The organism is Nocardia sp. NPDC005825 (assembly GCF_040630175.1).
Taxonomy (GTDB): Bacteria; Actinomycetota; Actinomycetes; order Mycobacteriales; family Mycobacteriaceae; genus Nocardia.
Genome location: NZ_JBEXXC010000002.1, coordinates 724,780 through 738,699 on the forward strand (window position 1 = coordinate 724,780; position 13,920 = coordinate 738,699).

Sequence of the window (13,920 nt, forward strand, 5' to 3'; positions counted from 1 at the left end):
TGACATCCATGTCGGACACATACAGCGGTACGCCGATCGCCATCGTCGGCATCGGCTGCCTGCTCCCGGGCGCGAACACGCCCCAGCAGTTCTGGGACAACCTGCTCGCCGGCGCCGACCTGCGCCGGGCGGGCACCGCCGACACCTTCGGCGCGGACCCGGCCACGCCGGGCGCGTGGGGTGACGAGACCCACGGAATCACCTCCGTGCGTGGTGGTTTCGTGACCGAACCCGAAATGGACCACGACGGCCTGCGCATCGACGCGCAGACCCTCGAGGGCCTCGGCGCGGTGGTCCGATGGCCGCTGTATGCGATCCGGCAGGCTCTGGCCGATGCCGGGATCGCCGAGGACGATCCGGCGCTCGCCCGCACCGGACTCGTCCTCGGCAACTACTCCTTCCCCACGGAGCAATCGGTCGGGCTGTGCCTGCCGATGTTCCGCACCGGCGTCAGCCGGGGACTGCGACTGGCCGGACTTCCCTTGCCGGACAGCGAGTCCCGGGCGTGGCAGCCCGACGCGCCGGTGCGGTCGCTGTGGCCGTCCGGGCTGCCCGCCACCGTGCTGAGCGACGCGCTCGGCCTGGGCGGTCCGCGCCTGGCGCTGGACGCCGCCTGCTCCTCCGCGCTGTACAGCATGAGCCTGGCCCGCGACTACCTGGCCACCGGCGCGGCCGACGTGGTCCTCGCCGGCGCGGTGTGCGCCCCGGATCCGCTGCTGATCCACCTGTCCTTCAGCGACCTGCACGCCTACCCGGGCAATGGTGTCAGCCAGCCCTTCGATTCGGCGTCCACCGGCATCGTCACCGGCCAGGGCGCGGGCGTGCTGGTGCTCAAGCGGCTCGCCGACGCGGTGCGCGACGGCGACCGCGTCCACGCGGTGGTGGAATCCATCGCCCTCGGCAACGACGGCGCCGGCGCACATCCGCTGGTGCCCAATATCTCCGGCCAACTCGCCACCTACCGGCAGGCGTACGGCGCGGGCGTGGACCCCGAGACCGTCGACTACATCGAATGTCACGCGACCGGCACCCCGGTCGGCGATCCGATCGAACTGCGCGGGCTCACCGAATTCTTCGGCGCGGACCGGGTGCCGCTACTCGGATCGGTGAAGGGCAATGTGGGCCACCTGCTCACCGTCGCCGGATTCACCAGTGTCCTCAAGGCGATCCTGGCCATGCGGCACGGCGTCATTCCCGCCACGCCGACCGCCACCGAGCCGATCCGGCCCACCGGCGCGGAGCACGCGGCCGACCGGCTCGTGACGGCCAACCAGCCGTGGCCCGGCACCGGTGAGCGAGGGCGCCGAGCGGGTGTGTCCGCCTTCGGCTTCGGCGGCACCAACGCTCACCTGGTGCTGACCGACGCGGTGTCCGCCGCCTCGGAGATCACCGCCTCGGACAGCGCCACGCCGCAGCCGATCCGGATGGCGATCAGCGGCCTCGGCGTCCGGGTGGGCGAGGTCGCCGGTGTGCCCGCCCTGCGCCGGGCCCGCCGCGCGGGACGTACCGCGCTCCTGACGCGCCCCGAAACCCGCTGGTACGGAGCGGAATCGCTCCGGATCACCGAACTCGACGCGGACTCCGACGCCGGGTACGTCGACTCCGTCGAGGTGGACGTGCGGGGCTACCGCATGCCGCCCGCCGAACTCGCCCAGGCCAACCCGCAGCACCTGCTGCTGTTCGAGGCCGCCGACGAGGCGCTGGCCGAGGCCGGACTCGCCGCCACCTCCGCCAAGGACCGCACCGAACGCCGCATCGGCGTGGTGATCGCCATGGAGATGGAGCCGCGTTCGCACGCGCACCGCGCCCGCTTCGACATCGGCGCGCACGTGCGGTCCGAATGCGCCCGCACCGGACTGGATCTCACCGCCGACGAGCTCGACCGGCTCGAGGCCGCGGTCCGCGCCGGCGTGCACGACCCGATCGGCGCCAACGAGGTGCTGAGCTACATCGGCAATGTCATGGCGGCGCGCATCGCCTCCGCGCACGACTTCACCGGTCCGGCCTTCACGGTGTCGGCCGATGCCACCGGCGGCGCCCGCGCGCTCGAGATCGCGTCCCTGCTGCTGCTCGATCCGAGCGTGGAGGCCGTGCTCGTCGGCGGTGTCGAGCTGGCCGCCGGCTACGAGAACACCCTCGTGCGAACGGCTCTCGCCGACGGCGTCCGCCCGGTGCTGGGCGATGGCGCGGCGGCCGTGGTACTCACCCGGGCGGCGGCGGACTCCCCGCTCACCATCGACGCGGTGGTGACCGATGCCGCCGGTCCGGAATCGCTGGCCGACAAGGTGCGCTCGGCGCTCACCGCCCACGACCTGACGCTGGACGACATCGGCTATCTGGAACTGGCCGCCGACCTCGATGCCGAACGGCTCGGCGAGCTCGCCCGGCTCTACCCCGACCGGGGCGCCGAGGTCCCCGGCTGCGCACTGGCCGGTCACCCGCCGCTGGTGGGCGACACCCAGCAGGCGAGCGTGCTGGTGGGCGTGGTCGCCGCGGCGCTGAGCCTGCGGCACCGCGAGCTGCCGCCCGCCGCCGCCGGAATCGGCGAGACGGCCGACGCGACAGCGGGATTCACCGGTTCCGCACTGCGGCTGCTCGACGGGCCCGTCCCGTGGCTGGGCCGCCGGGTCGAGGACCGCCTGGTCGCCGCCGTGCACGCGGTCGACGGCGCGGCCGCCGCGCACATCATCCTGTCCGCCGCGCCCGCTCGCCCCCCGGTCGACACCCTCGACTGGTCGGGTTCGGTCGCGCCACTGCTGGTGCGGCTGTCCGGCGACAGCGGCCGGGACCTGGCCACGGCCGCCCAGGCGTGCCTGGACGCGCTCGACGCCGGGACCACCCCGCTGGACCTGGCCCGGCAGCAGGCGACGGCCGACCGTCGCGGACGCTATGTCGCGGCCATCGTCGCCGCGGATGCGACGGCGCTGCGCCGCGAGCTGTCGGCGGCCGTCAAGCACCTGCCGGAAACGATCGCGGCAGAGCGGGATTGGACGACGCCCGCGGGCAGCTACTGCACGCCGCGCCCGGCCGGGGCCGATGGCCGGATCGCCTTCGTCTACCCGGGCGCCTTCACCGCCTACCCCGGCGCGGGCCGCGAGCTGTTCACCCTCTTCCCGGGCCTGCTCTCGGAGTTCGAGCGCGACGCCCGCACACCCTGGGCCGAGTACAAGCATGCCGCGCTGTTCCCGACCGCCCCGCTCGGTGTCGACCGCGCCGCCCTGATGCGGCACGAGGGCGAACTCATCGAGTCGATCCCGACCATGCTCGCCCTGGGCACCAACGCCGCCGTACTGGCTACTCGGATGTTGCGCGACGCCTTGGGCATTCGCCCGCACGGCGGCTTCGGCTACAGCCTGGGGGAGAGCAGCATGCTCTTCGCCATGGACGTGTGGGACGCCGCCGTCCGCGACGACGTCGCGCTGACCCGCTCGCCGTTGTTCATCGACCAGCTGCGCGGACCCAAACGCCTCATCCGGTCGGCGTGGGAGCTGCCGGATTCCATGCCCGACCGCGAAGTATGGACCACCCAGGTGCTGCTCGCCGACGCCGAGCGGGTGCGTGCGGCGATGGCGGGCCTGGACCGGGTCCACCTGACCCACATCAACACTCCGCGCGAAGTGGTCGTGGCGGGTTTCCCCGAGCAGGTCCGCGAGCTCATCGCCCGGCTGGACTGCAAGTCCGCCAAAGCGCCCGCGAACCACGTCATGCACTGCGCCGTGGTGGAATCCGAGTTCGCCGAGTTCGCCTCCCTCAACGACCACCCGCTGGGCGCGCCCGGACCGGACCTGGAGTTGCTGTCGAGCTTCGACTACGGACTGGTCGAGGTGTCGGACCGCGCGACCATCTCCCGCCGCATCGCCGACACCCTGTGCACCACCGTCGATTTCGCCCGCCTCACCGACACCGCCTACGACCGCGGCTTCCGGGTGTTCATCGAGGTCGGCCCGGGAGCGACGTGCACCCGCTGGATCGGCGACACCCTCGGGGACCGTCCGCACGTCGCCGTCTCGGTGGACCGCCGCGGCATGTCCACCGGGCAGTCGGTGTGCGCCGCCCTGGCCCGGCTGGTGAGCCACGGGGTCGAGGTGCGCCTCGACCGCCTGTTCCCCGCCGAGTCCGCCCCGGCCCGGCCCGCCTTCCGCGCCGCGGTCACCTGCGGCGGCGAATCGCTGGTCCAGCGGGTCCGCGAGCGGGCCGAACCCGTTCTGGCCGAGGCGAACACACGTCGCGCCTTCGAGGCCGAGGTCCAGATTCTGCTTCCGATCACCGTCGAACCGGATGCCATCGTCATCGAGGGAGAACCGTTCGTGTATCTACCGTCCCGTCGTCCCGCCGAGCTCGCCGCGACCCCTGCCGCCCCGGCGATCCAGGTCCAGCCGGCCATGATCGAGCCGCAGCCGGCGACCGGCCGTCCGCAGCCGGCCATCGCCGCCCCGCAGGCGGTCGCCGCGCGCAGCCGAGTAATCGCGCCCATGCGGGTCAGCGTCTCCGACGCGCACGAATCCTTCCTGCGCCTGCAGAACGCCCTGGCGCTGGCCAGTCTCGACGCCCTCGAGGCGAGCCGCGGACCGGTGCCTCCGGCCGTGCCGGACGCGCCCCTTCCGCCTGTGCCGGATGTGCCCGCCCGACCGGTGGTGTGGGACGAGGCGCAGTTGCTGGAGTTCGCCTCCGGCAAGGTGGTGAACGTCTTCGGTCCCGACTTCGCCGAGTACGACACCTACCCGGTGCGGGTGCGACTGCCCGAGCCGCCCTACCACTTCGTCACCCGCGTCACCGAGATCAACGGCACGCCGGGCGTCTACGAGCCCGCGTCGATCACCACCGAATACGACGTGCCGGTCGGCGCCTGGTACTCGGTGGACGGTCTGGTGCCGTGCGCGGTCACCATCGAAGCCGGCCAGTGCGACCTGCTGCTGATCAGCTACCTGGGCATCGACTTCCGGAACAAGGGCGAGCGCGTCTACCGCCTGCTCGACAGTGAGCTGGTCTTCCACGGGGGCCTCCCGCGCGAGGGGCAGACGCTGCGCTACGAGATCAATATCGCGCGCTTCGTCTGGAACGGCGACAGCCTGCTGTTCTTCTTCAACTACCGCTGCTACGCCGACGGCGTGCTCATCCTCGAGCTGCTCAACGCCTGCGCGGGCTTCTTCTCCACCGCGGAGCTGGAGAACTCCCTCGGCGTGGTGACAAGCGCGGCCGACCGCAAGCGGCGAGAAGCGATGAGCCGCACCTGGTTCAAGCCGCTGGAGCGCACCGACCGGACCGCGCTGTCGGGCGCCGATCTGGAACTGCTCGCCCAGGGCCGCCCCGCCGAGGTCTTCGGCCCGGCGTGGGACCAGACCGCCGACGGCAGCAATCGCTCACTGCGCCTGCCGGATTCGATGCTGCGCATGATCGACGAGATCACCGTGATCGACCGGCTCGGCGGCCCGTGCGGCATCGGTGAGCTGAGTGCGGTCAAGCACCTCGACCCCGACGGCTGGTACTTCCAGTGCCACTTCCCGGGTGACCCGGTGCTGGCCGGTTCCCTGGTCGCCGAGGGCGGCGTGCAGCTGCTGCAGGTCTACGCCATGTACCTGGGCATGCACCTGGTGGTCCCCGACGGCGAGTTCCAGTCCGTGCCGGGCCTGAAGACGCAGGTCAAGGTGCGCGGGCAGATCACGCCCCGCCAGCGCAGCCTCCGGTATCACGTCGAGATCACCAAGCTGTCGATGCTGCCGCGCCCCACCGTCATCGCCGACATCGTCGTCTACGACGGCGACAAGGCCATGATCAGCATGCAGAACTTCGGCGTGCAGGTCCGCGAGAAGCCCGGCACCCCCTACCGGCCCGAAACCGGCGGCATCCCGGCCTTCCTCGGCCGGCGCAACGCCCACGGCGAACCCGCGTTCATCAACGAGCTGCACCTGGCCCACGCCGCCAAGGGCGATCTGGCCACGGCCATGGGGCCGGAATTCGAGATCTACGCCGACCGCAAGGCGCCCTACATCCCCAACGGGGACTTCCGCTTCGTGGACCGGATCATGCGATTCGGCGGCGTCCGTGGCCACTTGAAGTCCGGGGCCACCATGGAGACCGAGTACGACTGCCCGCCGGAAGCGTGGTACTTCCACGAGAACGCCTTCCCCGGCATGCCGAACTGCGTGTACATGGAGTCCTCGCTGCAGGCGGCCATTCTGCTCGGCTACTACCTGGGCGCCACCCTGGCCACGCCCGAGCAGGAGCTCAATATCCGCAACCTGGACGGCACCGCCGGTGTCGTCAAGCAGATCGACCTGCGCGGCAAGACGATTCGCCAGCACACCCGCATGACCTTCAACCAGATCATGCCCGGCACCTCGCTGCAGAAGTTCAGCTACGAGTTGTTCGCCGACGGCGAGCTCTTCTACCAGGGCGAGTCCATGTTCGGCTATCACACCGCTGACGCCCTGGCCAACCAGATCGGCCTCGACGGCGGCAAGTACGTCGCACCCTGGCTGGATCAGCAGGACAGCCTGCCGCCCAGCGCGATTCGCACCCTCGCGGTGCGCGGCGCCGACGACTGGTTCTCGCGGCCGGGCCTGCGGCTGGCCGACGGCCACCTGCGCATGGTCGACACCGTGGACATCGTCGCCAGCGGCGGCAAGTACGAGCAGGGGTACCTGCGCGGCCACCGCGACATCGACCACGACGACTGGTATTTCGAGTGCCACTTCTACCGCGACCCGGTCATGCCCGGTTCGCTGGGCGTGGAGGCGCTGATCCAGGCGCTGCAGGTCTACGCCATCGAGGCGGGGCTCGGCGGAGAGTTCGACGACCCGGTCTTCGCCATGCCGGTCGGGGTGCCGATGACCTGGAAGTACCGCGGGCAGATCCTGCGGACCGAGGGTCCGATGACCTTCGACCTGCACATCAAGGAAATCCGGCGCGAGGACGGCCGGGCGCTGGTCATCGCCGACGCCAATGTCTGGAAGCCGGGCATGCGCATCTACGAGATCACAGACATCGCCGTTGAGGTGCACAACCGTCGAGAGGACGAACGATGAGCATCACCCTCGGAACCGACGACTTCGTCGAGCCGATTGTCCACACCACCGTCGAGGGCTGCTACGACACCCTCACCGACCTCGAGTCGCCCGTCTACGTGGTCCGCACGCCCGAGGGCGTCGGGCTCAGCACGCACCGTCCCCTCGACGACGCGGCCGTCGTCGCGGCCGTCGGGCCGATGGTTCCCGAAAGCCTCGGGTCGCAGTCCTTCCGGGCGCACCACGGCGTGCGGTACGCCTACATGGGCGGCGCGATGGCCGGTGGCATCGCCTCCGAGGACTACGTGATCGCCCTGGCGCGGGCCGGATACCTCGGCTCCTTCGGCGCGGCCGGTCTGCTGCCCTCGCGCGTCGAGGAAGCCCTGCAGCGCTTCGCGGCGGAGATCCCGGGACTTCCCTACGCCGCCAACCTGATTCACAGCCCCAGCGAAGCCGAACTCGAGCGCGCCGCGGTGGAGCTGTTCCTGCGCTACGGAGTCCGCTGCGTCGAGGCGTCGGCCTTCATGGACATCACCCCGAACATCGTCCGCTACCGGGTGGCCGGGCTGTCGCGCGCCGCCGGCGGCTGGGTGATCACCGGAAATCGGGTGATCGCCAAGGTGTCTCGCGCCGAGGTCGCCGAGAAGTTCATGCGCCCGGCCCCCGAGGCCATGATCGCCGAGCTGGTCGCCGCCGGTCTGGTGACCGCCGAACAGGCCGAGCTGGCCCGGCTGGTCCCGCTGGCCGACGACATCACCGCCGAGGCCGACTCCGGCGGCCACACCGACCGCCGGCCGCTGACCACCCTGTTCCCGTCGCTGGTTCGCCGTCGCGACCAGCTGCGTCACGAACTGGGCCTGCCCCTGGATGTCCGGATCGGGGCCGCCGGTGGCATCGGGACGCCAATCGCCGCGGCCGCGGCCTTCGCGATGGGCGCCGACTACATCGTCACCGGCTCGGTGAACCAGTCCTGCCTGGAGGCGGGCACCTCCAGCGAGGTTCGGCACGTGCTCGCGCAGGCCGGGGTCGCCGATGTCGACATGGCCCCGGCCGCGGACATGTTCGAACTCGGCGTCGAGCTGCAGGTGCTGAAGAAGGGCACCATGTTCGCGATGCGGGCCAAGCGCCTCTACGAGATCTATTGCGCCTATCCGGGTCTGGACGCCCTGCCCGCCACCGAGCTGGCTCGGCTCGAGGGACAGATCCTGCGCCGCACCGTCGAGGAGGTGTGGCAGGACGTCGTCGAGTACTTCACCCGGCGTGACCCCGACCAGTTGACGCGGGCCGCCGACGACCCGAAGCGGAAGATGGCGTTGATCTTCCGGTGGTATCTGGGCATGGCCTCGCGCTGGGCGGTCGTGGGCGAGGCCGATCGCGCCCTGGACTACCAGATCTGGTGCGGACCGGCGATGGGCAGCTTCAACGAATGGGTCCGCGGCTCCTACCTGGCCGCCGCCGAGAACCGCCGCGTCGCCGATGTCGCGCGCAACCTGATGGACGGCGCCGCCTTCACCTCCCGGGTGCACCAGCTGGCGCTGGCCGGCGTCCGGATGCCGCGCGGGTGCGGCGACTTCCGTCCCGCGCCGGCCGAACAGAGCGGGAGCGAGCTGTGACCGCGGTCGCGGATCACACACCCGCCCAGCTGTATTCGGCCGCGGCGGAACTGGACGCCGCGCTCGGGGATCCGGCCGACCCGGACAACGCGTGCGGATTCGCCGCGATGGTCGCCCGGGCCGAGCAGGGTTCGTTTCCCGACGCGCTGACCGAGGCGGCGGGACCGGCCCTGCGGCTGGCCTACGTCCCGGCGGAGGCGGGCGGCGACCTGGTGCGCTACGACGAGATGTTCGCGCTGGTGCGGGTGGCCGCCCGCCGCGACCTGACCATCATGCCCGCCACGATGATCGATATCACCGCTGCCACCTGCGTTCTCCTGGCCGGCTCGGCAGCGCAGCGGACCCGGGTGGTCGAACTCCTGCGTGGCGGCGGCTCCATCGGATTCGCGTTCTCCGAGCCCGACCACGGCAGCGACCTGCTCGCCAATACCTGCGCGTTGACGCCGTCGGACACCGGGTGGCGCCTGGACGGCACGAAGTGGCTCACCGGCTTCGGCCGCCGCGCCGAGGCGGCGCTGGTGATCGGCCACACCGGAGGACGCGGTCCGGCGGCGTTCAGCGCCGTGCTGCTCGAGCACCCACTCGACTTGCCCTCGCCGGAACAGGATTCCACCACCTCGATCCGCTTCCAGCGCGTCGCGGGTATGCGCGGCGCGCACTTCGCCGAATTCCATTTCGTGCGGGTGCCGGTGGCCGCCGACGCGCTGGTCGGACAGCTCGGCCGCGGAATGGAAACGGCGATGAAGGCGATGCAGATCGTCCGGGCCACCAGTACGGCCGCCAATCTGGCGGGGGCCGACAGCGCGCTGCGGCTCACGCTCGGATTCGCCCGCGGCCACGTGGTCGCGAATCGCCCGGTCGATCATCACCCCGCCAACCGCCGCGACCTCGGGACGGCGGCCGCCGCCCTGATCGCCTGCGACGCCGCCGCGGTGGCGTGCGTGCGCGCGATGCACACCTTCCCGGAGACACAGAGCCTGTGGTCGGGGACGCTGAAGACGGTCCTCACCGGACTGTCCGAGGAGGTGTTCGCGCGGTGCGCCGACGTCCTCGGCACCCGCAGCGTGCTGCGCGAAGGCCCCGCGGGGGCCTTCGACGTGCTGCGCGCCGACAATGCCGCCGTCCGGTTCTTCGACACCAGCCCCTCGGCGAACCTGCGCCTGGTGTCGATGCAGCTGAACTGCTTCGCGGACGCGAAGGACGTCGCCCGCGATCCCGAATTGCTCGCGGCCACCTTCGATCTGGGCCGCGAGCTGCCGCCCCTGGAGTTCGAGCGGCTGGCGCTCAATACCCGGGGGCGCGATGTGGTGACCGGCGACCTGGCGCGCGTCCTCGCCGAGGTCCGGGCGGGTCTCGACCCCGTCGTGCTCGATCGCGGCGTGCTCGAAGCCGATGCGGCACTGCTGCTCGAGAAGCTCGAACAGCTCGAGGCCGCCCTGCGTTCGGCGACGGCCGACATTCGGCAGATCGCCGCGCAGCCCTCCGCCCAACGCGGTGCGGCACAGCTGGATCTGGCCGCCCGGATCGCCTATCTGCACGCGGGCGCGTCCTGCGTGCATCTGTGGTGGTTCAACCGCCACCGCTCGCTCTACGGCTGCCCACCGGGAGCTGTCGGCTGGCTGACGGCCGCGCTGGCTCTGCTGCTGGACCGGGCCTCGGAGCGTTCGGCCCGGCTCCCGATGCCCTTGGCGGACAGCGCGTTCCGCACGGTATCGCGGTTGTGGCGCGAGCAGCGGCTGTTCTCCGTGGCGCCGATTCAGCTGGCCGGACCCCGTCCGTGCCCGGAAGACGAGAAAGGACGGATGCTGGCATGACCGTTCAGCACAATATCGCGCTCGCCGAGGGACTCGAACGTCATCTCGGCGATCCTCACGACCCGGCGACCCTGCTGTCGTTCCGGCGGATTCTGCGGTACGACGAGCTCGAGGAGTTCCCGCACGAACTGGTCGGCGAACTGCAGCGGCAGGCCGTCCACGAGTACTGCCTGCCCGCCGAATGGGGCGGGCGCGCAGGCGATGTCGAGACCGGCTTCCTGCTGCTGCGCCTGGTCGCGCGCCGGGACCCCACCACGGCCAGCGCGCTCATGCTGACCGACCTCGCGTTCATGCCCACCTGGATCGGCGGCAGCGACGACCAGCGCACCCGCTTCGTCTCGATGATCAACAATGGCGCGAAGATGGCCTGGGGCCTGTCCGAGCGGCATCACGGCAGCGACGTGCTGTCCAACGACATGCGGGCCGACAAGACCGACGGCGGATATCTGCTCACCGGCGAGAAGTGGCTGATCGGCGTGGCGACCCTCGCCGACGTGGTCACCGTGCACGCCCGGACCGGTGCCCGCGGCGGGCCCGGCGACTGGTCGGTGTTCGCGGTCGAAAAGCGTTTGTGCCCGGCCGGATCCGTACGGGAAGTGCCCAACGAGCGACTGCACGGATTGCGTGCGCTGGACCTCAGCGGGATCCAGCTCGACGGGGTGTTCGTGCCCGAGAGCCACCGGATCGGCGCGGAAGGCCAGGGCCTGGAACTGGTGCTCAAGAGCGCTCAGGTCGCCCGCACCACCATCAGCGGCATCGCCCTCGGCGCGGCGGACACCGCGCTCCGGGTGACCTGCGACTTCATCGTCACCCGGGAGATCTTCGGGCAGAAGGTCGCCCAGATTCCCTACACCCGCCGCCAGATCGCCGAGAGCTTCGCCGACCTGCTGCTGGCCGAAGCTGTCGCGACGGGCGGCGTGCGCGGCCTGCAGGCATGCCCGGAACAAGCGGGCATCTTCTCCGCGATCGTCAAGTACTTCGTGCCGACCTCGCTGGAACGCACCCTGTCGCAACTGTCCCTGGTGCTGGGCGCACGCCTGTACCTGCGTGAGCACCCGCACTACGGCATCTTCCAGAAGATGCTGCGCGACATCCTGGTCTCGGTGTTCGCCGACGGCAATACCGTGGTGAACCTCAAGAGCGTCGGCGCGCAGCTGGAGACGATCCTGACCCGGGCCGCGACCGCGACACCGGCACAGCGCGCGGCCGCCGAGGCCAAGGTCGCGCTCATGTTCGACATCGACGCCAAGCTCGACGAATGGGTTCCCGCGCAGCAGCAGCTGTTCTGCCGCGACGGTGACCTCGTGCTGCTGGCCCTGCCGGCGGCGATCGAGAAGTTGAACGCGCTGGCCGCGACCCGCGAGGGCGAACAGCGCGCGTGGTTCGAGCAGTCCGCCGACCTGGCCGCTCTGCTGTTGGGTGAGGTCGACCGGCTGGCCACCGACCAGCGTGAGCTGCAACAGCGACTGGGTCGCGCCTACGGGCCCTCCGCCGAGCTGTACCGCCTGGCCGAGCAGTACTGCGCGCTGCACGCCGCCGCGGCCATCATCCACCTGACCGTCAATTCCGGTGCGGTGCTGGCGGACCCGTTCCCCGACGGCGCGGTTCTGCTGCTGTGCCTGGAACGGGTCTGGCGCACCTTCCACCCCACCGAGACCTGCACCGACGTGGACGAGATCGATCACGTCACCGAGGTGCTCCTGCGCTTGCACGGCGAGCGAAAGCTCTTCTCGCACTGGCAGATCCAGCTCCAGGCATCCGGCGAAGCCGGATCCGACGAATGAACGGAACGAACACGTGTACTCGATGACCTCACGGCACGCCCTGTCGTGCCGGCCCGAGCGGCTGTGGGACGTGCTGCTCGATTGCGCCTCCTACCCCGCCTACATGACCGGCGTCAACGAGGTGGAGATCCTCGACGACGAAGGCGAGCGCCGCACCAGCAGCTGGGTGGTCGAGCTCAAGGGCTCGGAAATGGAATGGGAGCAGGAGGACGTGATCTCCGCCGACCAGCGCCGCATCGAATTCCGCCAGCTCGACGGCGATCTCGCGGAATACCAGGGCTACTGGCAGGTCCACCCGAACGAGCTGGAACTGAGCGTGGAGTTCGACATCGGGATGCCGCTGGTGGCCGAGATGATCCACCCCGCCATCGCCAAGGCGCTCGAAGGCTACGCCGGGTCCATCGTGGCTCGCGCCGAGCAGTAGGGGACATGCGATGAGCGACATCACCAACGGTGACGCCAAGGCCACCTTCAAGCGGGTGAAGCGGCACTTCTCACCCTCCATGGCGCTGGCCGGCAAGTTCACCGGGCAGGGCGCCGTCGAGGCGTCCGCCCACGGCTGCCGGGTCGCCCTCTCGGACGGGCGTGAGGCACTGGACTTCGGCTCCTACGCGGTCGCCCTGCTCGGTCACCGCAATGCCGCGGTGGTCGACGCGGTCCGCCGGCAGCTGGACCTGATGCCCACCTCCACCCGTTCGGTGCTCAACCCCCTGCCCGGACAGGCCGCGGAGACGATCGTCGAGCACCTCGGCGGCACGCTGCCGAAGGTGTACCTCGGCGGTAGCGGCGCGGACGCGGTGGAGGCGGCGGTGAAACTCGCCCGCCTGGCCACGGGCCGGAAAACCGTTATCGCCGTGCGGGGTTCCTATCACGGCAAGACCCTCGGCGCGCTGGCGCTGACGCACCACGAACGGTTCCGGGGCACCCTGGGCCCGCTGCTGATCGGGTCGGTCCACGTGGATCCGGCCGATGCCGACGCGGTCGCCCGCGTCGTCGCCGAGACCGATGTCGCGGCGCTGATCTTCGAACCGGTGCAGGGCGAGAACGGTGTGACCGCGCTCGACCCGGAGATCCTCGCGCGGTGGTGCGCGGACGCGAAAGCGGCCGGCGCCTTCGTGATCGCCGACGAGATCCAGGTCGGGCTGCGTCGCTGCGGTGAACGTTCGCTCGCCATGGCGGCGGGGCTGCCGGTCGACGCGGTCCTGCTCGGCAAGGCGCTCGGCGGCGGTGTCGTGCCGGTGTCGGCTCTGGTGTGCTCGCAGGAGCTGTACGCGCCGCTCGCTGCCGATCCGGTGCTGCACACGGCCACGTTCTCCGGACATCCCCTGTGCACCGCGGCGATCGCTCCCGCCCTCGCGACGATCGAGGAGCACGTCGAGGACGGCGTGCGGATCAGTGCCGAGATGGCCGCCGGGCTGGCGGCGATCGCCGCCGACCATTCCGAGGTCGTCACCGAGGTGCGCGGCCAAGGCCTGTTGTGGGGCATGGACTTCCACTCCGCCGAGTTCGTCGGTGAGGTGCAGGTCGGTCTGGCCCAGCGCGGGCTGATCGTCTCGACCTGCCTGAGCCGTCCCGAGGTCTTGCGTCTCATTCCGCCGATCGTGGCCAGCTCCGAGGACATCGCCGAGGCGCTGTTCCTGCTGCGCGGATCGATCGAACAGGCGCGCGCCGCCGTCGCGTAGCCATCACAACGGGAAGGCATGGA

The 13,920-nt window shown here is 70.9% G+C and carries 6 protein-coding genes; all 6 read left to right on the forward strand.

Annotation, left to right across the window (positions count from 1 at the left end; all coding sequences use genetic code 11):
* Positions 1-8: 8 nt before the first annotated feature.
* The 6 genes from ABZ382_RS08000 to ABZ382_RS08025 are packed head-to-tail and all read left to right on the forward strand — an operon-like array spanning position 9 to position 13,897.
* Positions 9-7,025, forward strand: a complete 7,017-nt coding sequence (locus tag ABZ382_RS08000) for a beta-ketoacyl synthase N-terminal-like domain-containing protein (RefSeq protein ID WP_357085583.1) — start codon at positions 9-11, stop codon at positions 7,023-7,025.
* Entirely contained in the window at positions 7,022-8,617 is a 1,596-nt protein-coding gene (locus tag ABZ382_RS08005) for a PfaD family polyunsaturated fatty acid/polyketide biosynthesis protein (RefSeq protein WP_357085585.1), read from the forward strand. Before ABZ382_RS08000 ends, ABZ382_RS08005 begins: the two co-directional genes overlap by 4 nt.
* Positions 8,614-10,431 carry an acyl-CoA dehydrogenase family protein gene (locus ABZ382_RS08010; protein WP_357085587.1) on the forward strand — a complete coding sequence of 606 codons (1,818 nt, stop codon included), beginning with the start codon at positions 8,614-8,616 and terminating at the stop codon, positions 10,429-10,431. Before ABZ382_RS08005 ends, ABZ382_RS08010 begins: the two co-directional genes overlap by 4 nt.
* Entirely contained in the window at positions 10,428-12,215 is a 1,788-nt protein-coding gene (locus ABZ382_RS08015; RefSeq protein ID WP_357085589.1) for an acyl-CoA dehydrogenase family protein, read from the forward strand. The genes ABZ382_RS08010 and ABZ382_RS08015 overlap by 4 nt, the downstream gene beginning before the upstream one ends.
* A 22-nt stretch (positions 12,216-12,237) precedes the next feature.
* The gene (locus ABZ382_RS08020) at positions 12,238-12,639 is read left to right on the forward strand and encodes an SRPBCC family protein (RefSeq protein ID WP_357085591.1); all 402 of its coding nucleotides are present in this window, start codon (positions 12,238-12,240) and stop codon (positions 12,637-12,639) included.
* A 10-nt stretch (positions 12,640-12,649) separates the two neighbouring features.
* Positions 12,650-13,897 (forward strand): aspartate aminotransferase family protein, encoded by a 1,248-nt coding sequence (locus tag ABZ382_RS08025; protein WP_357085592.1) that lies wholly within the window; start codon positions 12,650-12,652, stop codon positions 13,895-13,897.
* Positions 13,898-13,920: the final 23 nt, after the last annotated feature.

Excerpts from the sequence above, each read along its gene's own strand:
- ABZ382_RS08025 (WP_357085592.1), top strand. The coding sequence starts at position 12,650 with ATGAGCGACATCACCAACGGTGACGCCAAGGCCACCTTCAAGCGGGTG.
- ABZ382_RS08020 (WP_357085591.1), top strand. The coding sequence starts at position 12,238 with ATGACCTCACGGCACGCCCTGTCGTGCCGGCCCGAGCGGCTGTGGGAC.
- ABZ382_RS08015 (WP_357085589.1), top strand. The coding sequence starts at position 10,428 with ATGACCGTTCAGCACAATATCGCGCTCGCCGAGGGACTCGAACGTCAT.
- ABZ382_RS08005 (WP_357085585.1), top strand. The coding sequence starts at position 7,022 with ATGAGCATCACCCTCGGAACCGACGACTTCGTCGAGCCGATTGTCCAC.
- ABZ382_RS08000 (WP_357085583.1), top strand. The coding sequence starts at position 9 with ATGTCGGACACATACAGCGGTACGCCGATCGCCATCGTCGGCATCGGC.